The organism is Streptoverticillium reticulum, assembly GCF_047456005.1.
In the GTDB taxonomy this organism is placed as follows: domain Bacteria; phylum Actinomycetota; class Actinomycetes; order Streptomycetales; family Streptomycetaceae; genus Streptomyces; species Streptomyces reticulum.
Map to the genome: position 1 here is coordinate 8,237,664 of NZ_CP179755.1, position 20,174 is coordinate 8,257,837.

9 protein-coding genes are annotated in these 20,174 nt (G+C 71.2%); 2 read left to right on the top strand and 7 right to left on the bottom strand.

The window, feature by feature from the left end:
• Nucleotides 1-18 precede the first annotated feature (18 nt).
• From ACMATS_RS37160 to ACMATS_RS37185, 6 genes are all read right to left on the bottom strand, one after another.
• Nucleotides 19-3,474, bottom strand: a complete 3,456-nt coding sequence (locus ACMATS_RS37160; RefSeq protein ID WP_414170545.1) for a hypothetical protein — start codon at nucleotides 3,472-3,474, stop codon at nucleotides 19-21.
• Nucleotides 3,471-5,672: a hypothetical protein gene (locus ACMATS_RS37165; protein WP_414170546.1), complete on the bottom strand. Its 2,202-nt coding sequence runs from the start codon at nucleotides 5,670-5,672 to the stop codon at nucleotides 3,471-3,473. Before ACMATS_RS37165 ends, ACMATS_RS37160 begins: the two co-directional genes overlap by 4 nt.
• 7 nt (nucleotides 5,673-5,679) lie before the next feature.
• Nucleotides 5,680-8,274, bottom strand: coding sequence for a DUF6603 domain-containing protein (locus ACMATS_RS37170; protein ID WP_414170547.1), 2,595 nt, complete (start codon nucleotides 8,272-8,274; stop codon nucleotides 5,680-5,682).
• A 63-nt stretch (nucleotides 8,275-8,337) separates the two neighbouring features.
• Entirely contained in the window at nucleotides 8,338-11,100 is a 2,763-nt protein-coding gene (locus tag ACMATS_RS37175; protein ID WP_414170548.1) for a hypothetical protein, read from the bottom strand.
• Nucleotides 11,101-11,111: 11 nt separating this feature from the next.
• A complete protein-coding gene (locus ACMATS_RS37180) occupies nucleotides 11,112-13,280 on the bottom strand; it encodes a hypothetical protein (RefSeq protein ID WP_414170549.1) in 2,169 nt (722 codons plus the stop codon).
• A gap of 538 nt (nucleotides 13,281-13,818) precedes the next feature.
• On the bottom strand, nucleotides 13,819-14,166 hold the full coding sequence (locus ACMATS_RS37185) for a VOC family protein (RefSeq protein WP_414170550.1): 348 nt from the start codon (nucleotides 14,164-14,166) through the stop codon (nucleotides 13,819-13,821).
• A 231-nt stretch (nucleotides 14,167-14,397) separates the two neighbouring features.
• Here ACMATS_RS37185 and ACMATS_RS37190 point away from each other — a divergent pair, with 231 nt between their 5' ends.
• Complete coding sequence (locus ACMATS_RS37190) at nucleotides 14,398-14,754, top strand: DUF6355 family natural product biosynthesis protein (RefSeq protein WP_414170551.1); 357 nt, start codon at nucleotides 14,398-14,400, stop codon at nucleotides 14,752-14,754.
• Here the strand turns inward: ACMATS_RS37190 and ACMATS_RS37195 are convergent.
• Nucleotides 14,709-17,033: a BTAD domain-containing putative transcriptional regulator gene (locus ACMATS_RS37195; protein ID WP_414170552.1), complete on the bottom strand. Its 2,325-nt coding sequence runs from the start codon at nucleotides 17,031-17,033 to the stop codon at nucleotides 14,709-14,711. The genes ACMATS_RS37190 and ACMATS_RS37195 overlap by 46 nt on opposite strands.
• A 447-nt stretch (nucleotides 17,034-17,480) precedes the next feature.
• Between ACMATS_RS37195 and ACMATS_RS37200 the strand changes: the two genes are divergently transcribed.
• Nucleotides 17,481-20,156 (top strand): methyltransferase domain-containing protein, encoded by a 2,676-nt coding sequence (locus tag ACMATS_RS37200; RefSeq protein WP_414170553.1) that lies wholly within the window; start codon nucleotides 17,481-17,483, stop codon nucleotides 20,154-20,156.
• Nucleotides 20,157-20,174 lie beyond the last annotated feature (18 nt).

The window sequence follows — 20,174 nt, forward strand, 5'->3', positions numbered from 1 at the left end:
CTTCGGTTCTTGCGGGAGTTACTCGGATGCAGCGGTGACGGCGGCGGAGCCGGCCTGCGGGAGCGGACTGCGAGAGGTGAGCAGGCCGGAGCGGAGGACGGGGGCCTGGCCGGTCCAGCGCGGGGTGGTGCTCGCGGCCGAGGTGGGGAAGTGGGCCCAGGTGCCGTCGGCGGCGCGCTCCGCCCATGTCCACGTCTGGTCGTCGACGGTGCGCACCGGCAGGGCGACGGTGCCCTTCTGAAGGGCGGCCGCCGGGGTGAGCAGCGGCCCCGTGCGCAGGACGGTGCGCATGCGGTTCAGCGGTCCGTCGGTGAAGCGGTGGGGGATCTCCAGCGTCGTGGTGGGCAGCAGGTTGGTGGTGGCGTGCACGGGGGCGTGCGGGTCGACCAGCAGGGTCAGCTGCTGGGCCGTTCCCGCCGTGACGCGCAGGTGGGTTCCGTCACCGATGGCGGCGATGCGCGGATGCGCGTCGCCCGGTGCGACCACGGTGCGCAGCACGTCCGGGTCGGCGTCGGCGAAGTAGCCCACCAGCCCGTCGCCGATGCGCAGTTGCTCGCCCAGGCGCACCGGCCAGGAGTAGTGGGTGAACTCCGGGCTCGGCGGCTCGTGGTCGAAGATGTGCTGCCAGCCCGGGTCGGTGGGCGGCGGTCCGTCCAGGTCCAGGTGGAGGCGGCAGCGGACGAGGGCCAGCGGACGCCCGGCGAGCGCGGCGGAGGCGGCGCCCGCGGTGGGCACGATGTCCACCAGCGAGGTCTCCAGGAGATCCATGGCGGCGGGCAGCGGGCTGCCGTCCGCACCGGTGCCCTGGAACCAGGTGATGAGCGCGTGCAGTTGCGGGAACGCGGTGCGCAGGGCGTCGAGGCCGGTGGGGGCGGCACCGGGCAGCGGCGTCCACACCGCTTCCCGGGACGGCCGGCCGATGCGGTACGCCCAGCGCAGCAGGCCGAGGGCGGTGCCGTCGGGTGCGTACGCCGCGAGCGAGCCGTCGACCAGGTTGGGGACGATCCAGCCGCCGAGCGGGTTGCCGTCGTCCAGGTGCGTGGCCTGGTGTGCGTCGCGGGCGGCGTCCATGAGGTCCAGCCCCAGGCGCGCGGCCTGCGGCAGGCGCGGCGGCAGCTGGATGACGTGCTCCGGGGTGGTCTCCAGGGCCTCGGGGACGTGCTGCGGGCGCAGTTGCTCGGCCACCACGGGGTGTCGGAGGCCGCTCGCCCCGCCGGTGCCCGCCGGGGTGATGACGTCCAGGGCACGTCCGAAGGAGTCCACCAGGGTCAGCCGCAGGAAGCGGAACTGGCCTGCGCGCAGCTGCTGGAAGCCGGAGTCCGGCCAGCCTTCGAAGGGCACGGGCAGGGGCCCCGGGTCGGGGCTGGTGCGGTAGGCGTCCCCGATCAGCTCCGCCAGCTCCGGCGGCGCGCCCAGCGGCGGGACGCCCTGGCCGGGGTCCTGGCCGATGAGCATGTCGCGCAGCCCCGCCAGCGAGCTGGACAGCACGTCTCCGCGGACCACACGCTCCGCCAACGCGTCGCAGTGCGGGGCGAGTCCGGGGTCGTCGGGTGCGTACTGCCGGAGCTGGTCGGCCAGGCTCCGCGGCAGGTGGTCGCTGAGCAGCGTCCGGCCGATGTAGGTGCGCGCGGCCTCGGGACGGGGCCGGGGGCAGGTGTAGCGGTCGCCGTCGAACTCCCACTGGTCGTGGGGGAGGGGGTGGTACTCGATCTCCCAGAGCAGGTGGAGGGGGTGCCACGGCTGTTCCCAGGCATCGTCGCCGAAGGCCGGGGCGGTACCGGTGCGCGGCATCGCCACTGCGCCCGCGTCCGGCCGGCTGTTCGGGTCGAGCAGGAACGCCTCACGCAGCAGGGCGCGCGTGGAGTCCGGCATGGCCGTGTGCTCGCCGGCGCCGAGGTCGAGCGTGTTGCAGGCGAGATCGGCCCGGTCTGCGGTGAACTCGGCGGAGCCGTCGGCGGGTTGCACGGCCGTCACGGTCTGGTCACCGAACCGGCAGCGCAGCGTCGCGTCGTCCGAGACGGGCAGGGAGCCGGCGCCCTGCAGGACGACGGCGGGGTCCAGGGCCCGGTGGAAGGGGGCCGGGGCCACGCGCTTGAGGCCCCAGCCGGTGGGCAGGCCCTGCGCCTGGGCGTACTGGCGGACCGATTCCGCCAGTTGCGCGGGCGTGTCCCCGCCCGGAAGGGCGGACCGGAGGCGGTCGACCGCCTCCCGGTCGGCACGCACGCGCGCTGCGAGGCTTCCCTCGCGCCCGGCGTCGAGCTCCTGGGTCAGCTGCTGGTGGTGATAGCCGCGCGGCAGGACGGGCAGGCCCTGCAGGCGCCACATGCCGTACAGCCTCCGGCGCAGCCCGGCCAGTTCGCGCTCCGCCCGGTCGTAGGCGTGCTGCGCGGCGTTCAAGCCGGCCTCGACGGACCGGGCCCGGCGCTCGTCCTCGGAGGAGGCGGCCTCCTCCGCGGTGCTGGGCGGCACCGCGTGCCAGGCGTACGAGGCCGTGCCGTCGCCGAAGCCGGCGCCGAGCAGGGTGTCGGCGAGGAGGTGTGTGTTGTCCGGCTCGTCCGCCCGGGCGAGGGTGTTGCACTGGAGCTGGTCGAGCAGCGCGGGCGCGAGCGTGAGGGACGGGTCGGTGGCCGCCTTGCCGGCGGTCAGGGCGGTGAGTGCGGAACGGGCGCTGTCGGCGACGGCCACGGTCGGGTCGGGCCGCTGCTCGCCGGAGGGGTCGTAGTGGGGCAGCACGCTGTGGACGCGGCCGGTGTAGACGGTACGGGAGCCCGGGGGCGGGGTGCTGTCCGTCTGCCAGCCCAGGGAGCCTTCCAGGGCCTCGCGGACCTGCGGGTCGGCGAGCGGGTCGTCGGAGCCCGTCGCGTGCCAGCCGATGACCTGGTAGCCCAGGCGGTCGAACTGCTGGGGCAGTTGGTCCAGGGGGTCGTGGAAGGAGAAGACGTCCTGGCAGTGCGGCTGGAATGCCGCGAACGTCAGAGTGCCCGGGCCGGTCGCGGTCAGGAAGGTGGGCTGCTCCGCCGCGGATTCCGTCCACTGCGCGGCCTCGGTGTGGCGTCCGATCCGGGTCGGTGTGACGTGGCCCCGGCCGGGGCGCAGGTAGGGAACGGTGCCCGTGCGCTTGTCGAGGAAGTCGCTCTCGACGACCCACGCGGCGGTGGCGTACTCGCCCGCTGCCGTGTGGGCGTGCCGGACGACCAGCCAGCGGTTCGGCGCGGGCGGGAGCGTGACCTCGCCGCCGGGCGTGGTCGCCCGGCGCAGTGCCGCCGGAAGCTCCCAGTGGAGGTACACGCCGTCGTTGTCCGCCTTCTTGAAGGACTCCGCGGTCGTGCTCGCGTAGGGCGACGGCTCCGGGGAGCGGTGGACGCCCAGCAGGTGGTAGTTGGGCATCCAGCGCAGGAAGGAGTCCCGGGCGCGCACCTGGTCGTTGACGACCAGGGCCCGGAGCCTGACGGGGACCAGGAGGTCGGTGTTCATCGGGTGGTTCCTTCGAAGGAGAGGGTCAGCTGCTCGGGGGCGCGCACCAGCTGCACGGCGAACTCGGCGGGAGAGAGCGGGGATCCGGGCTTGACGTCCTCGGCGAGGCGGGCCGCGAGCCTGCCGAGGTCCAGCACCCGTGCCCCGGCGGGCGTGGTGACGGTCAGGGCCGGGTCCGCGCCGACGGGCACCGAGCGCCCCAGCGGCCGGCCGACCTCGCCGGGGGCCAGGCTGCGCAGTGCCACGTTCCCCTGGTCGTCCATGCCGAAGTGCAGCCCCTGGTGCGGTTCGCTGATCGTCAGGCGGTCGGGCATCCGGTCGAAGAGCATCAACAGGACGTCGGCGCCCAGGGCTTCGCGGCGGATCACCTCGACCGGGACGGTCCCGGACGCGGCGTGGGCCTCGACGCGCAGCGTCGGCCAGCCCGGAACGAGGGCCGAGCGCAGCAGAAGACCGGCGGCGGGCACGGACCCGTGGCCGTCGAGCAGGCCGTCCAGTTCGGCATCGGTCGCGGTGTCGGCGCCGGGGTGCCGGTCCAGGCTGCGCGCGCCGTCGAGCAGGGCGTCGAGCCAGCCGCGGTCGACGTGGAACAGGCGCAGGCTCTCGGGCGGGAGCATCCGCTGGTCCGGTACGAGGCAGTCGAACGGCACTCCGCTGAGCGTGCGCAGTCTGGCCAGCCATGCCGCCGTCTCCCGCGCGTCCGACGGCGCCGACTGCGGGGCGGAGGAGCGCGGCGGTGCGTCGAGGCGGTATGCGGTGGGGGCGGCGCGCACGGTCCGCGGGCGCGGCCCGGCGTCGTCGGGGGCGGCGAAGGACTCGGCCAGCGCGTCGAGGGCGTCGCCGCGCAGCAGTTCCTCGAACTGCTCGCGCGGCGTCGGGGCGGCCGCGCGGGCGGCCATGCGGGGGGCCGGACCGGCGGACGGGGCGTTGTGGAAGAGCTGCCGACGGTACGTCGCGTACTGGCGGTCGGTCGCCCGGCGCAGCCGGCCCTGGTGGCGCAGGCGGACCAGGGTCGTGGCGAAGCCGGGGTCGGCCAGGGCCAGGGCGCGGCCCACGTTCCAGGCGCAGGCGTAGCCGGTGGCGAAGGTGCCGGTGTGCGGCTCGTGGAGCAACAGGCCGTCGGCGTCGGGGAAGTGACCGTCCGCCGGCCGGGGCAGCCCGGGCGCGACGCGGGGCAGGAACGGGCCGCTGTACCACGCGAGGGCGCGCTCGCCGGAGTCGGTGATGTGCGTCATCGGGACCATGCCCTGCTCCAGCAGGGTGCCCAGCTCCTCCGGCAGATTGGCGTCCGCGGCAGGGGTCGGGCACAGCGGGGCGGCGCTGTGCTCGCCGTGCCCCGGGGCGAAGCGTCCGGCCAACCGGCTGAAGCTGTCCCCGGATTCGGGGCAGGAGGTGAACGTCCAGCTGTGCAGGGACACCAGGCGTACGGGCTTGCCGTCGGCCTGCGCCCCGGCCGGTGCGTGGCCCTCCAGCGAGACCAGGTGGGCCACGTACCGCCCCTGGGCCGTGGCGGGGAAGCGGGCGGTGGTGATGACCGCGTGCGCCTCCTGGCGCAGCCGGCCGTCCTGGCCTTCGGCGGGCGCGGCGTCCTCGCCGCCCGAGCGGACGTGGGCGAGGAACGCGAGGTCGGACAGCTCGGGGAGCAGCTGTGCCAGCAGGTCCCGCGGTACGTCGACGACCCGGCAGGGGGTGTCGAGCAGGGCGGGGTCGACGGCGTTCCGGTCCAGGGCGGGCCCGGACACCGCGGCGTCGCCGTCGAGGAGCGCGCGTACGGTCACCGAGGCGGTGGTGCCCAGGGCGTTGGGGTCGCCGGGCAGTTCGCCCTCACCGAACAGCAGCAGCGCCGGCCAGGGGGCCCGGGCCGGGTTCTGGACGTTGCCGGTGAAGGGCTCGCGCTCCCACGGCAGGGCCGCGGGGTTGAGCGTGATGTGCGGGAGCAGGCCGTGGAAGGGGCCCTGGCTGTGCGGGGCCGGGTACACGGCGTGCACCCACGAGGGGTCGAGACGGAACTGCGCGGCCCGTACGTCGACGATCTGTTCCACCGGGTCGAGCCGGGCTCCCGGCAACTGCTCGGCGGGCAACTGCTGGTCGACGGTGATCCGGTAGCGGCCGGCCTCGATGCCGGGCAGCAGGTGGTCGTAGAAGGTGACGGGGGTGTTGCCCGCCGGTGCGGACGGCTCGGTCGGTTGCGTGGTCATGAGGTCCTCACGAGTGGGCGAGACGCAGGGGCGGGGAGGAGAAGGCCGCTTCGCGGGTGTAGCGGTCGAGCTCCGGGGCGGCGCCGAGCGGATAACCGGCGGCGCGCAGGGCGGCGAGCGCGTCCTTGCGCAGCGCGGTCTGCTCGGACGTGTCGACCCGCAGCGCGCCGGTGCCGGCGGTCTCCTCCCGCTCCCCGCGGACCCCGGCGGGGGCTGCGCCCGGGTCGAGCGGCAGGATCCCTTCGGGCAGCAGCGGGGCGTGGTCGAGGCGACCGCTCTGGCCGGCGGCGGCCGCTTCGGGCAGGCGCGGGGCCGGTACGGCGATGCGTGCGCCGCTGACCAGGCCGTGGACGAAGGGGTCCGCGCCGAGTGCGTCGTCGGCCTTCCCGTCCCCCCACAGCGCGGTCGGCTGCGGCGTGTGCTGTGTGGTGACCGTCCAGTCCCGCCAGCGGTCGGCGGGCAGTTGCCGCCAGTGGCCGTCCGTGGTCTCCTCCTCGACGGTGACCGAGAGCGTCACGTCGAGGCCGGTCTTGCCCATGGGACGGATGCCGACCTTGGCGCGTTCGTCTCCCGTCTCGTCCCCCGTCTCGTCCACGCCGTTGACCTTCAGCGCGGAGGCGGGGAAGGCGCTGCCGACGGTGAAGGCGAAACCGTCGGCGGTGGCGGTCCACGCGCCGGAGCCACCGTCGGCCGGTGCGGCCTGCTGTGCCGCGGTGGCGTGGTCGGGGTGGAGCCCGTCGACGGGGGCGACCGTCAGCGGGTGCTGCGGCAGCAGCGTGCGGAACTCGTCCCAACCGATGGGCGCGGGACCGGCCCTGCGCTCGCCGAAGTCGATCGGGATGGAGATGCCGAGCACCTTCACGTGCGCGGTGCCGCCGAACGGCGGGCCCCACACCGACAGCCGCGCGCCCAGCGACGCCTCGCCGCTCCAGCCGAGCAACAGCCACACCTGGGCGGTGATCTCCGCCCACACGTCCACCTCGTAGTGGAACGGCGCCCACTCGACCAGGGCGTCGAAGCCGACGTCGACCCGGGCCTTGGCCCACGAGCTGTCGTAGCGCAGGTCCAGGCGGCCGCCGGCCATGACGGCCGAGGGGGTCAGCGCGAAGTAGCTGGTGCCCTTCAGGGCCACCGAGGAGCCGGAGGTCCAGTCGACGCCGACTGGGTCCGCCTGCGGGTAGTGGGGGGCGGGGGCGTAACGCGGGTGGTAGCCGCCGATGGTGAAGACGAAGTCGCCGGGGTGGTCGCTGTTGCCGAACCACAGGCGCAGCGCCGCCCCGCCGGTCAGGTGCACGGCCCGGTCGAGCAGGAAGCTGTCCGGGGCGAGGCGGGCGTCGACGGCGAGCATGTCGGCGGAACGCCGGTAGACCGCGGAGATGTCCAGCTCGACGCCGGCGTACGGCTCGCCCATCTTCTTCTCGGGGTCGGGGAACTGGGCCTTGGCCGAGCCCAGCAGCCCCACCACCAGGTCGTCCGGGCCGAACTCGGCGAACGCCAGGGCCTTGCAGTGGACGATCTCGAAGACGTCCGCGTTCAGACCGAGGGCCAGCCAGGTGCTGCCCTCGTGCGGGGTGACCCAGGCGGGAGCGGCGTCGGTCCCCTCGGTCAGCTCCTTGAGCACGTCCAGCGGCTCGGGCGGCGTGTCCTGGCCCGCTCCGTCGATTCCGCGCAGCAGGGGGAATCCGGCGACCTGGTCGATGGCGGGCACGCGCAGGCTGCTGTTGTAGCCGAAGCCGGCCTTGACGCCGGTGACGCGGAAGGCCGGCGGGCCTCCGAACTTCGCCCCCAACTCGGCGTACAGGAAGAGCGATTGCGTCCCGCTCTTGAGGTGCTCGTATGCGCCGATCGCCGTGAAGCTGGCGGTGGGGGTCTTGATCAGGGCGCTGCCCTCGATCAGACGGTCGTAGGGCGAGTCCTCGGTGACCGGCTTGTTCACGAACGCGCCGGATATCTCCAGCGGCGGCTTGCGGAAGGCCAGGCTCAGACCGTCGAGCCGGCCGGAGGGCGTGAAGTCCCCGCCGTTCAGGGGGATGCCGAGCCCCAGCCCGTCCACGCCGATCTCCAGCGGACCGGCGTGCACGCCGGCGTCGCACAGCACCCAGATCTTCTCGTCCTGGTAGCCGGCACCCAGCCGCCGCAGGAGCAGCGGGCCGAAGGAGCGGTCGAGGGTGACCCAGGCGACGGCCGGCGCCGCCGGGTCGTCGGACGCGGCCGGGGCGGGGGCCGATGCTGCCAGGGTGCGCGGTGCGGCGTCGAGTTGCTGCTTCGCGGGGTCCTCGGGGGACTTGGAGGACCTGGGCTCGGGGGACTTGGCGCCGGCGAGGCGGAACATCAGGGGAGTGCGCTTCTCACCTCCCCACTCGTAGTCCAGGGCCACCAGGGCGCGCCCGCGGGTCTCCTCGGGAAACCGGGGGTGGGTGCCGTCCAGGCGGGAGATCTGTTCGTTGAGGGCTTTCACCTGCTCGGCGGTGAGGGCGTCGGAGGCGATGACGGCTTTCACGCCGGTGATGCCGAGGTCGTGTTCGGGGGAGATGCGGTCGCCGACCAGGGGGAGGTCGCTGAGTCTGGCGGCGAGTTGCGCATCGACGAGGAGGGCGAACAAAGGGCGCCTTTCGGGCCGGGCCAGGGGTCGCTGGCCGAGGGGTCGACAGGGGAATGGGGACGGTTACTTCGCGCGCACGAAACTCAGCAGGCTCCACGACCCGGGGCGGGAGTCGTCGGATACGAGATCGATCTCCTCGATGAGCTCGTCCCTGTTCGGATACGCCGGCCGCATCTCCCGGGCGGTCACGCGGAGTCTGGTGCCCGGTTTGATCAGCACCTCCTTTTCTCCGATGGCCCGACTGAATCGGTCGATGAAACTTCCCTCGCCCTTGCTGAGGTCGAGGTTGAGCAGCACCGGTTTGCTGTGGGCGGCGTTCCGCGATGTGTTCTTCTTCGCGAAGTCGACCGCTTTGCCGCGGTCCAGCGTGGAACTCGTCAATGTGGTGAAGGTGACCTTCGACCCAGGACGTCCGTACGTTCCGAAGGTCGCTCCGATGGCATCGAGGAACCCCTTCCCACCGGACAGCGTCCAGTCTCCGCGATGGACTGTTCCGACGTAACCGGGCAATCTCTCCAGGGCTTCGTACGCCAGGCCGATATGCATTCTCAACTCGGCGACCACTGCGTCCATGGGGAGGCGGTCGATGATCCGGCAGAAATCCTCTATCCGCTCATTGACCGCGCGCAGTTTCTCGGCCTTGTCTTCGTCGGTCGTGGCCCAACCCCAGTCGCTCAGCGCGCTGTTGAGGTCTGAGAAAGCGTCACCGCAGGCATCTCCTCTGGTCAGTACATACGGCAGATCCGGATTCGAGTCATTGTTCAGCTCGGCATCCGCATGAGCCTTCACCAGGGCCTTGAACCATCTGCGCATGGCCATGTGGGCGGGTGCGTCCACCCAGCTCGTGATGGGACCGGGCATGCGCTGCTCGAATTCCAGCAGGAAGTTCATGGCCTGATGGCTGTCGGTGGTGTAGACGCCCACCGCGACCAGATGAGCGGGATGTATGCGGTCGACTATCTGCTTCGCGGCATCCTGGACCAGCTTCCAGTGCGTCGCGAGGTCTCGTTCCTGATTGATGCGGGCATCGGATTCAAGGATCCAGGTGATGCTCTTGGCGGACTCCCGGTCCCCCTGCTGGTAGACCTCGTCCATGGACCGGTACTGCTCGGAGATTTTGCGGAACGACTCGATGACGTCCCGTGCTTCCTTGAGCTGAGGGGGGTCGGCTTCGTGGAGTTCGGCTGCCTCCACGCGGCCGGTGTAGAAGTCGTACGGCAGCGAGTCGGGGGACAGCCGTGCGGCGTCGGCCGGCTGGAGGATTTCCTGTACACACCGTTCGTGGAAGGTGCGATAGGTGCGTATGACGTCGTCCGTGGGCGTGAGGCCCGCGAGGAACTCCTCTTCCGCACGGTGGTCCGGTCCCAGCAGCGTCCGCTGCCGCATGGTGAAGCCTTCCGGCCCCACCTCGTTCCGCTCGTGTCGCGGAGTCAGCAGCGCCATCCCGGCGCCGCGCAGGATCTCGTACAAGGAGTGGTCCCGGGCAGGCAGCATCCAGCCCATGAGGGCGTACAGGAAATCGCGCGGTCGGCACCCCGGGACGTTCAGCCAGCCGAAGGTGGCCAGCATGCGGGCGGTGGTGCCGGACACGCCCGTGGCCACCGGAAACCCCTTGGCCGTCACGGACCGGTACCAGCGGCTGCCGGGGTCGATGTCGTAGTAGGCCCAGCCGGATGCCCAGGGGAGCGGGAACTCGGGGCCGGAGAGCGTGGTGCCGCGCAGATCACCCAGCCGGAGGCGGTGTGCGACGACCTGCCGGGCGACCACCTTCAGCACCTTCACGACGGGGTACTGGTCGTTCACCGGATTGCGCGGACTGCCGTAGTCGTAGTGGAACTGGACGTCGAGGACGCCCTTTTCCTGTCTCAGCTTCTCCCGCGTCGCGTCTTCGTCGGGATGGCCGAAGGCGTCCTTGAGTATCTGGTCGACCGGAAATTCCTCGACGTCGAAGCCTTCGAGGGTCAGGAAGGAATCCTCGTCGGTGGCGAGGAACGCCCGTTCCGCGGCGGAGAGCGGCAGGGCCAGCCGTTCCCAGTGCGCCCTGTTCTGCTTGCGCTCGGCCGAGTTGAGATCTGTACGGGCCTGCCGGGCCGCTTGGCTCTGCGCGATCTCGTACGTATCGGCCGCACCGGAGTAGAAGGACATGCAGCCCAGGGCGTAGACGTCCCGGGCGAAGTTGTAGCCGAACGGGGTCAACGCGGTGGCGGCACGCTGCACCAGGAGCTGCCCGTCCCCGGCGAGAAAGTGCGCGTACGGGTCCAGGTGACGGGTGTTGAGGCCGAGTTCGCGAGCCCGTTGCACACGCTCTCTGCGGGGCGCCTCCGTGGAAAGCCAGAGCCTGTGGACCAGTGTCTTGAACGAGACGTCCGCGACAGGCTCCTTGCCGCGCTTGGCAAGGATGCTGGAGCGGAAGTACGCGGCGTTGTAGATGGCCGTCATCACCTCGCGCAAACTCCAGTCACCGCGCTCCACATCCCGCCGTGACGGCTCGCTCCGCAGGAACGTGATCCTCTCCATGCGCTGCTCGTAACCCTCGATACCGGTCTGCCCGGCGGACGTGAGGTCGTCGAGAAAGAAGGCGCTGACGACCTTCCGGCCAATCTCCTCCCCGGTCAACTCGGGATTGCTGAGGGCGCAGTCCTGCCAGAGGACCTCGAAAAGCCGTGAGAGGGTCTTACGGGCCGCTCCCACTACCTGGGGCGACCGCGCCAGCGCGGCACCGACCCTGACCTCGTAGTCAGCCGTCCAGTCCTGCCAGCCGGGGGTCTGGTAGCAGCCGGTGAGGCGGAACGGCGCGATCGTGGCATCCGTTTCCTGATGGGGCATGGATGTTGTCCTCAAAGGGTGCTCAGGGCTTGCGGGTTCTGGTTGCGTACGCGTTGGTCGACCGCCACGAGCGAGAAGCCGCCCGCGCTCAGCCCGAGGACGCAGGACCCCGTGGCGGCGTCATAGGTGAGTGCAACCTCGTCGATGCGCATCCGGCTCGCCGAGGGAATGCCGGAATCCAGCGCATCGGGCAGGAGCCAGGCCAGGGGAATCCCGCCGGGGTCGCGCCAACTCGCCCGGATCTCCCAGGCGCCGTCCCCCTTGCGGAAATGCGCGCGCATTTCCATCGGGTGCGGTTCCCCGTCGGGGGAGACGAGGCCGATGCGCAGGGTTCCGTCGAACGACGCCTCCCGATCCGTGAGGTCGATGGTCGTGGAGAACACCGCTTCGTGGCCGAAGAGGAGTACGGAGCCGTCACACGCGAGGCTCAACCGGCACTCCGGCCCCGGCTCGTAGGACAACTCCGCGCGGTCCAGGCGCAGCCCCGCGAGCGCCTCGGGGGCCGTGATGCCGAATTCGTCGTGCAGCCAGTCGCTGAGCTCGCCGAAGTCCGCGTGCGTGAGCCGCGCGTCGAGGATCCAGCGATCCTGTTCGTGGCGGGCGCTGACCTCCGCGTGGGCACTGCCGATATCCATGCGTGCGGCGATGAGGGCCTGTACGGGTTCGCCCTTGCTGCCCGAGAGCCGCAGTTCCGCCCCGGTCAGAGTGATCGGGGAGCGGTCGCTGCCCGGCCGCGGGTCGGGGACGTGGATCTCCGACTCCAGCGCGAAGGCGGCGAGGAAGGAGCCGTCGCGCACCGCGTACTCCGCCTGCGCCTCGCGGAGCCGGACGCCCCCGCCGTCGAGGCGGAGCGGTCCGAACTCGCCGACCTCGCGGTCGCGGAGCGCGTCCGGTTCCACCACGAGACGGACCACGGGGTCGGGGAAGGTGGCCGAGGCGATGGCCTCCAAGCCGCCCGGCAGGCGGCCGCGTGCCGTCAGCCCGCCCTGGGACCGCCGGGCGCCCTTCCCGAATCCGAGCAGGAACCACAGGTCGATCTCTTCGAGAGCGAGCAGCCCGGGCACCAGCTCCCACTCACCCTTGACGGCGATGTCGAGCCCTATGGCGGCCAGGGACATGGTGGACAGGTCGAAGCAGGCCGACAGTCCGTTCACCGAAATGTGCCGGACGATATCGGCCAGCCCTTCCGGGAGCTCGGCCATGAGCTTCGGCTCGGAAGGTACGAACGGCAGGTGCGCGACGCCGTCGAGGCCGTCGAATGCCGGGGCGTCGGCGAATCGTCCCGAGACCGTCAGCGTGTCGGTCTCTTCGTGCGCATAGGCGAGACTGAGGACGAGATTCCGTGCACCCTCACCCGCTTGGACGGGGACGCTCAGTGCGCCGGAGACGGATACGGTCCGTTCCGTGCCGGCATCCGATGCGACTGACCGGATCTCGACCGTCGCCGTGCCGGAGACACCGAAGAGGCCGAGTTCTCCGGACAGCCTGAACGTGAAAGCGTTCGGGTGCGAGGAATAGCCGAAGGCAAGGGACCGGACGGCGAATGCGTCCAGCGAACCACCGAAACGGGCCGCATCTGCGCCTGCCCAGCCGGCGAACTCGGAGAATCCGGGGCCCGGTTCGGTCCCGTGCCCGGGAAGTGTGATGTCCGCAGTTGCGCTGACCTGCTCCGTGCGCCCTGTTTCCTCCACGCACCGAACGGTGGCCCGGACCTGACAGCCTTGGGCGGGCCCGTCGAGATCCGCGACGATCCCGTACGACACGGTGTTGATCTGCCGGCTGATGTCGCAGGACACCGTCAGCCGCGTGGCGCGGTATTCCCCGAGCCCGGGTATGGCATGCAGTGCCTCGTCCAGGGCAGGATGACGCACGGTCGGCGGCGGACCGATGTCGCCGTCCGCGGACAGTGTCACGGCCGAGATGCGTCCGTCGGAATCCTCGGTGAAGCGGATGCGGACCGGCGTGGGGGCACAGGCTTCGAAGAGCGCGGCCCGGCCGGTGATTTCCAGTCCCTCCAGATCCACGGAGGAGAGGCCGACGGGACGGTCCGCATACAGCTGGCTGTGGCGTGAATCAGGCTGCTCGGAAATCCCGAGCCTGCGCAACGGGAGAACGAACGGAATCCTGCCGTCGAATGCCTCCTGAATGGATGCCCGGAGGTCGTGGGCAGTGATGCACATGGTTCGCATTGTCCTGATGGTTGGTCGGGGCACGGGTCTCTCGGAAAGGGAAGCCGGAACTCCGCTTCGGAGGTCTGCCCGGATCGTGATGACGATAGCTCAGGAATCGCGTTGCACGTCAATTTCCATGGTGCCTCGGCCGGCGCGTGAGGTGACAACGCGCCAATCCTGTGCTGAGGTCCCCGGCTCTGCTGTGAGTTACGCCACGCAACGCTAAGTGGCTTGTGAATCGAGTCCGTTGTAAGTTGATGCGCCGTGCCGTCGTCCGATCGGTATGCAAAGCGCGTCGGAGTCCGATCGGTTGAGCGTTGAACACAAATTTCTGTTGAGTGTTAAACGCAATGGGGGTTGCTCGCTGTGACGCTCAGTACCCGTTCGCCGAGGGGGCGGCCGTAAGCGACCGAAGAAATATCGAGGACGGAATCGGCTATGTCACTCTCCGTTGAGGAACTTGCCGAGAGGGCGCTGCACCATCCCCTCGCCCGGACCGGAGCCCCGGGCGCCACAGCTCCTGGGGCCCCGCTTGGGCGCGGCGCTGTCAGCGGTGGCCCAGCACGTTGATCACCCGGCCATTGGGATCGCGAACGAAGAACCTCCGCACCCCCCACTCTTCATCCTGCAGGGGATGAAGGATCTCTGCACCGCTGCCTCGCATGGCTGCGTAGGCCGCATCCACGTCGTCCACTTCAACACTCATGTCGGGAGTGACCGGGGCGGTCTTGTCGCCGGCCGTGAAGCTCACTTGCGCCGCCGGACTGGACGGGGAGGCCATCGTCATGATCCAGCCGTGGTTCATGACCTGCTCGAAACCCAGCAGGCCATAGAACTCACGGCTCTCTTGCACAGTCTCTGACTGGACGTTGGGCACGACACGACGAACGGTCATCGATGGCTCCAGGGAAGAACGGACGAGTCTCCAGGACTCCCTAGAAGTACTACGGCCCGTCCGTCGCCGCACCCGAGAAGGGGACGAATGTTTGATCCCCGGCAAGGCTGTTCCGCCTATTTTGGTCACCGTCGAAACAGTTGGCGGCACGGTTCCCGCCAGGCCACTCTGGCGTCGTCAGCAGCGGTGCCGGGCCGGTCCCGGTACCACCCTCCGGCGAAGGAGACGACGATGAAACTCCGTGGATCACTTGCCACCACAGCGCTTCGGCGCGCACCCCGGCTCGGCCTCGCGGCCGTGGCCCTGGCCGGCGCCCTCGCCTGCTCTACGGTCACCCCGGCAACGGCCGCCGCCGAGCGGATCCAGGGGTGCGGCTGGAACGAGAGCCAGAACGGTGAACGGGCCTACTACGAGCACTGCGCCACGAACACCAATGTGTGGATCCAGGTCAAGCGGTGGCCGCGGGCCGACTACCACCGCTGCGTGGGGCCAGGACGCACCAACCTGGACCTCGACGCCACCGGCGCCTGGTACGACAGCAACTACCAAGGCGGGCTCTGCTCCCACCCGGGGGACACCGGCCCCTGACCGGGCGCGTCCCGACGCGCCGCCCGAGCCCCCGGAGCGTCCACGGCATCCGCGCGCCGCACCAGGGGCTCGTCCAGACGAGGCTGCGGCCGGGCGTCCGGAGCAGACCACCCTCCAGCATCGCGCTGACCTTGCGGGCGAGCGGCAGGAGCGTCTCGGCGGTCTGCGCCGCGAGTGCGTACCGCTCCTCCTCGGCGTGGAGTTCGGCGATCAGGTTGCCCGACGCGGCCTCGAAGGAGGACACGTTCAGGGTGCGGAAGAGCGGCAGCGCGGCGTCGGCCCTGCGCAGCGCCTCGTACCGTTCCCGCACAGGCGCAGCACCCGGGCGTTGCAGGACGGTCTCCTCGCGCATCCAGTCGGTGGCCTCCCGGGCGGTGGCGAAGGCGATCCCGGGGGAGGCCGGTACGGCGTCGATGAGCGTGCGCTCGCCCGGCTCGGCGGAGTGCGCGACCGTGTCGGTGTTGCGGGCGGTGGCCAGGCAGAAGTCCAGCAGGCCGACGAGGGCGCGGGTCGTCGTGCCGGGGGGCCTCGCGGGCGCCCCGGGTCCGGGCGAAGGCGCGGACGAGGTCGTGGAACTGGTAGCGGTCCAGGCGGTGCGACTCCAGCAGGTTGAGTTCGACGAGGGATTCGAGGAGCTCCTCCGCCTCGTCGGCGCCCAGCCCCAGCAGGGCGGCCGGGCTCGGCAGGGCGAGGTCGGGGACGTCCGGGACGGCCAACAGCCGGAAGGCGCTGGCCTGTTCGGGGGTGAGGGTGGCGTAGGAGAGCTCGAAGGCGGCGTCCACGGCGGTGTCGCCGGTGCGCAGTTCGTCCAGGCGCCGGCGTTCGTCTGCCAGCCGCCGGACCAGGTCGGCCAGGGGCCGGCCGGGTTCGGCCGCCAGACGGGAGGCGACGATCCGCAGGGCGAGCGGCAGGTGTCCGCAGGTGGCCACGAGCGCGACGGCGGCCTCCGGTTCCGCGTCCACGGCGCGGTTGCCGATGGCGCGCCGCAGCAGGCGCAGGGCGTCCTCGGGCGGCATGATGTCCAGCCGCAGGTGGCGCGCCCCGGCAAGTCCGGTGAGCCAGGCTCGGCTGCTCACCAGGACGGCACAGTCGGCGGCGCGGGGGAGGAGCGGTCTGAGCTGTTCGCAGGAGGCCGCGTTGTCCAGCAGCAGGTGCATCCGGCGGTCGGCCGGCAGGGTGCGGTAGAGCGCGACGCGTTCTTCGGCGTCGTCGGGGACGTTTTCGTCGGCGACGCCCAGCTCCTGCAGGAATCCCTCCAGTACGTGGTGCGGCTGCAGGGGTTCGGCGTCGGCGCCGCGCAGGTCGACGTACAGGCGCCCGTCCGGGAACGCGTCGTCGCCGAGCCCGTGCGCGGTGTACACGGCGAGCGTGGTCTTGCCGACGCCTGCCATGCCGTTGGTCGCCGAGACGACGACGGCCGAGGCTTCCTTCCTGGTCAGCATCCCGGTCAGATCCCGGAGTTGCTCGTCGCGCCCGGTGAAGCCGGGGACGGGGGAGGGGAAGGCGCCGCCCGAACCGGGTGTTGTGCGGGGCCGGCATCCGCTGTCCTCGGGCAGTCGCAGGGTGGGGTCGGAGCACAGGATCCGCTGGTGCAGCGCGACCAGTTCGGCACCGGGCGCGGTGCCGAGGTAGCGCCGGGTGTCCTCGTGGACGCCCAGCGCCTCGGCCTGGCGGCCCGCGCGGTACAGTGCCGGCATCTGCACCGCGCGCAGCCGCTCGCCAGCGGGGAACTCCAGGACCAGGGCGCCCGCTTCGGCGGCCAGGCGGGGCCGGTCGCCGAGCTCGGCGGCGAGGCCGAGCCGGGCCTCCAGCAGGGACAGCCGCGCCTGCTGGAGGCGGGCGCGCAGGGTCCGGGCGTGCGGTCCGTGGAGCCCGGCCAGCGGCTCGCCCGTCCACAGCTCCAGCGCGCCGGTGAGGACCTCACGGGCCTGCCCGGCGGTGCCGCCGGAGGCCCGGATCTCCTCGGCCCGGGCAGCGGCGCGCTCGAAGGACCGGACGTCCACGGTGTGGGCGGGGACGCGCAGCGCGTACCCCCCGCTCCTGCCGTCGCCGACGGTGACGAGCAACGGCTCGGCGGTGTGCCGGGCCAACGCCCGGCGCAGCCGCCACACATGGGTACGGACCGAGTGCTCCGGACGGGACGGCCGGTCGCCCTCGTCCCAGACGGCGTCCACGAGCAGCGGCGGCGACACCGTCCGGCCGGCGGCGGCCAGCAGCACTGCCAGCACCTCGTGCGAAATGTCGCCGCCTGAGCAGACGGTGAGCTTGGTCCACGGCATGTGCAGGCAGGCGCCGCTGCCGGCCCGGCTCTGCCAGAGCGCGCCGCCGTCCGGGCCGGCGACGCACGGGTGCCGTACAGCGCGCAGCCCTTCGCGCAGGTCGTCGGGCTCTTCGATGCGCAGGCCACGGGTGCGGACCGCTGCGCGGCATCCGGTTCTCGGACGTCCTGTTACCGGAATCGCCGCAGTACTCGATTCTCTAGTCCTTTCACTAGTTGTGCCGCCAAAGCCTCATCTCCCCCCAACCTCGTCGTTAGCGTTTCCGTCCACACGACAAGAGAGTTGATTTTTCGATCAGTTGAGGAGCAGCCGCAGGAACGCTCGTCCGCTGTCCCCGCTCAACGCCCTCCAACGCGACCGACGGGATTGCGAACGGGGGATTTCGGCCAGCCCTTCCCGCTGACCGACGCACCAGGCAGAAGACCCGATGCGGCTACCAGGCTCGCGTTGTCGGCTGACCACGGATGGTTAAAGGGGTATGCAGTGCCTTCTGAGACGACGATAACCACTACGTTCCCGACAACCGGCGCCGAGGCGCCGGCGGATTACCGTGCCTATGCGCGCCGTCGTCATTTCCTCTACCAGGATGGCGTGGTCATCTCCTCGGTCATCCGCGCGCTCGCCTCGCTCGACCTGCTGGAAGCCGGCCCCGGCAAGGACTGCGGCCTCCCCGAAACCGGCTACCTGGGCGTGGTCCGGCGCTCCCTCGCGAGCGTCGGCTGGTTCGACGGCGACGCCGAGCCGGCAGGGTGGACGCCGTCCGGGCGGGCTGCCCTGCGCCATCGCGACGACCTCGTACAGGCAGGCCGGTTACTCGCCCGGTTCGCCGGCAGCACACCCGACGCGTGGCAGACCCCGTGGGACGCCGAGACCTCGGATGCCTTCTCGGCCGCGGTCAGGCGCTTGGAGGAACGGCACGCCGGCAACGAGCAGGACGAGCTCGCAGGAGCCTTTCTGGAAGGAGCGCTGGCAGTACCGGCAATGCTGCTGTTCCGCGCCCGCGAAGGCAGCGACGGAATCCCGCAGGACGTCAAACGTCTCCTCTCCTTGCTCGGCTGGGTCGACACCGAGTGCCACTGGACCCCGAAAGGCCGGGCCTTCCGGGACTTCAGCGATCACTTCGCCCTGGCGGGCTCCTGCCTTCCCCTGCTGGCCCGTCTGGAAGAGCTACTGCGCGGCGAGCTCGTGGTAAGCCCCGGCGGTGACCAGTGGCATGGCGAGCGCACGCTCATGGCGCGGGCCGGCTCGGCCGCTCATCGCCGGTACTTCGCTGATGCGGACCCCGTCTTCCAGGAGATGTTCGCCTACGGCCGGCCTCCGGCGTTCATCGCCGACATGGGGTGCGGGGACGGCAGTTGGCTCGTCCACCTGCACTCCCTGTTCGGCGACAGCGTCCGTTACATCGGGATCGACGCCAGCCCGGTTGCCCTCGACGACGCCCGGCAGAAACTGCAGGCTGCCGGCGTACCCGACCCGCTGCTCCTGCTCGGCGACGTCGCGTCGCCCCTGGAACTGCGGGCGCAACTGGCCGAGCACGGGCTGTCGATGGAGGACGGCCTGCACATCCGCGCGTTCACCGATCACGAGCGGACCTACCACGGCGGATCGCCGTCCGATGCCCCCGGCTCGGCGTCCGGCGCGTATGTGGCGCCCGACGGCACGCCGCTGTCGGCCGCCGCGGTCGAGGCGGATCTCGTCGCGCATCTGGAGCGCTGGAAGCCGCACATCGGCAAGCACGGCATGGTGCTCCTCGAGGCGCACTGCGTGCCTCCGCACGTCGCGTCCCGGCATCTCGGCACGCTGCACTCGGTCGCCTTCGATGCCTACCGCGGCCTGTCACACCGGTATCCGGTGGAGTACTCGACGTTCATGGACTGCTGCCGTCGAGCCGGCCTGTCCGCGGTGAGCCACCTCGAACGCCGCCACCCGGCCACGCGGCCTTTCGTCGCGGTCTCGGCCAACCACTTGGTGTGCGCGCAGCCCAACCCCCTGGAGGTCATCCAGCCGGCCGGCCGGAACCGGCAGCTCCGGGCGACCGCGGTAACCGGACCGGACCTTGCGACGACCGTGCGGGCGGGGGACTGGCGCCCGGAACCGGGTTCCGATCTGGACGACGGCCGCGGCCTGCACGAACTGCTCTACTGGGACGGCGACTTGTCCCAGCCCCGCAGGTGGTCCTCCGGAGCAACCGGAGTCGTGGTCCGCGACGTCATGACCGCGATCAACGCGCGCGCCGAGCAGGCCGGCAGGGGCGACGTCATCCGAGTCCTGGACTACGGGGCGGGCACCGGCCTGGCGTCGATCGAACTCTCCAAGATCTGCATCGCGCAGGACCTGCCCGAACGCCTCGCCGGCCGCGGCATCGGCTTCGAGCTCCACCTGGTCGACCTGCCGACCGGATGGTTCGCCCAGGGCCACGAACTCCTGAAGGACGTCCCGTGGGCCAGGTTCCACTCGCTGCGCGGAGACGACGGGGGATTCCGTGGTCTCCTCGACGTCATGAACGGCGACCACGTCGACGTGGTGATGGCCAACATGGTGTTCCACCTGCTCCGTCAGGGCCCGATGCGGCACGCGGCCGCCTCGATCGCGGACGTGCTGGCGCCCGGCGGCAAACTGGTCTTCAACGCGCCCGACCTCGCGCCCGCCACCAGGAATTCCGTTCTTTTCCACGACCCCAACCGGCTGCTCCGACAGCACTGGCTGAATGCGCTGGACGCAGCCGACCCGTCCGCTCTCCCGACACCGTTGCGCGAGGCTGTTGTCCGTGCGCGTGCGGCCGGAAACCCGAACGCCCAGGAGCGTGCGGACCGCCGGATTCTGCCCACGCCGCAGTCCATCGAAGGCGTTGTCGCGGCTCTTGAGCAGTTCATGACCGGCATCACGACCAGTCAGACTTTCGAACTGCTTGCCGAGGAAAACCTGGCGACCGCTCTCGTCCCGTCGAATCAGGCGGAATACCTCGCCGAGATCACCGACCGGGCGACGCGGGAGGCGGTCATTCGCCATATCGTGCGCGAACACGTCTTCCCGGAGATTTCCGCCGGGCCGGCCGCCACGGGCCGCGGCTACAACATCGAGTGGAAGTTCGGCGTCTTCGAGCGCCGCCAGGGCATTTCCTGACGCTGTCGCACGGCATTT

What these genes read in the sequence shown, in the direction of transcription:
- ACMATS_RS37175 (WP_414170548.1), bottom strand. Translation starts at nt 11,100, where the DNA reads ATGCCCCATCAGGAAACGGATGCCACGATCGCGCCGTTCCGCCTCACC.
- ACMATS_RS37190 (WP_414170551.1), top strand. Translation starts at nt 14,398, where the DNA reads ATGAAACTCCGTGGATCACTTGCCACCACAGCGCTTCGGCGCGCACCC.
- ACMATS_RS37185 (WP_414170550.1), bottom strand. Translation starts at nt 14,166, where the DNA reads ATGACCGTTCGTCGTGTCGTGCCCAACGTCCAGTCAGAGACTGTGCAA.
- ACMATS_RS37160 (WP_414170545.1), bottom strand. Translation starts at nt 3,474, where the DNA reads ATGAACACCGACCTCCTGGTCCCCGTCAGGCTCCGGGCCCTGGTCGTC.
- ACMATS_RS37195 (WP_414170552.1), bottom strand. Translation starts at nt 17,033, where the DNA reads ATGCCGTGGACCAAGCTCACCGTCTGCTCAGGCGGCGACATTTCGCAC.
- ACMATS_RS37165 (WP_414170546.1), bottom strand. Translation starts at nt 5,672, where the DNA reads ATGACCACGCAACCGACCGAGCCGTCCGCACCGGCGGGCAACACCCCC.
- ACMATS_RS37180 (WP_414170549.1), bottom strand. Translation starts at nt 13,280, where the DNA reads ATGTGCATCACTGCCCACGACCTCCGGGCATCCATTCAGGAGGCATTC.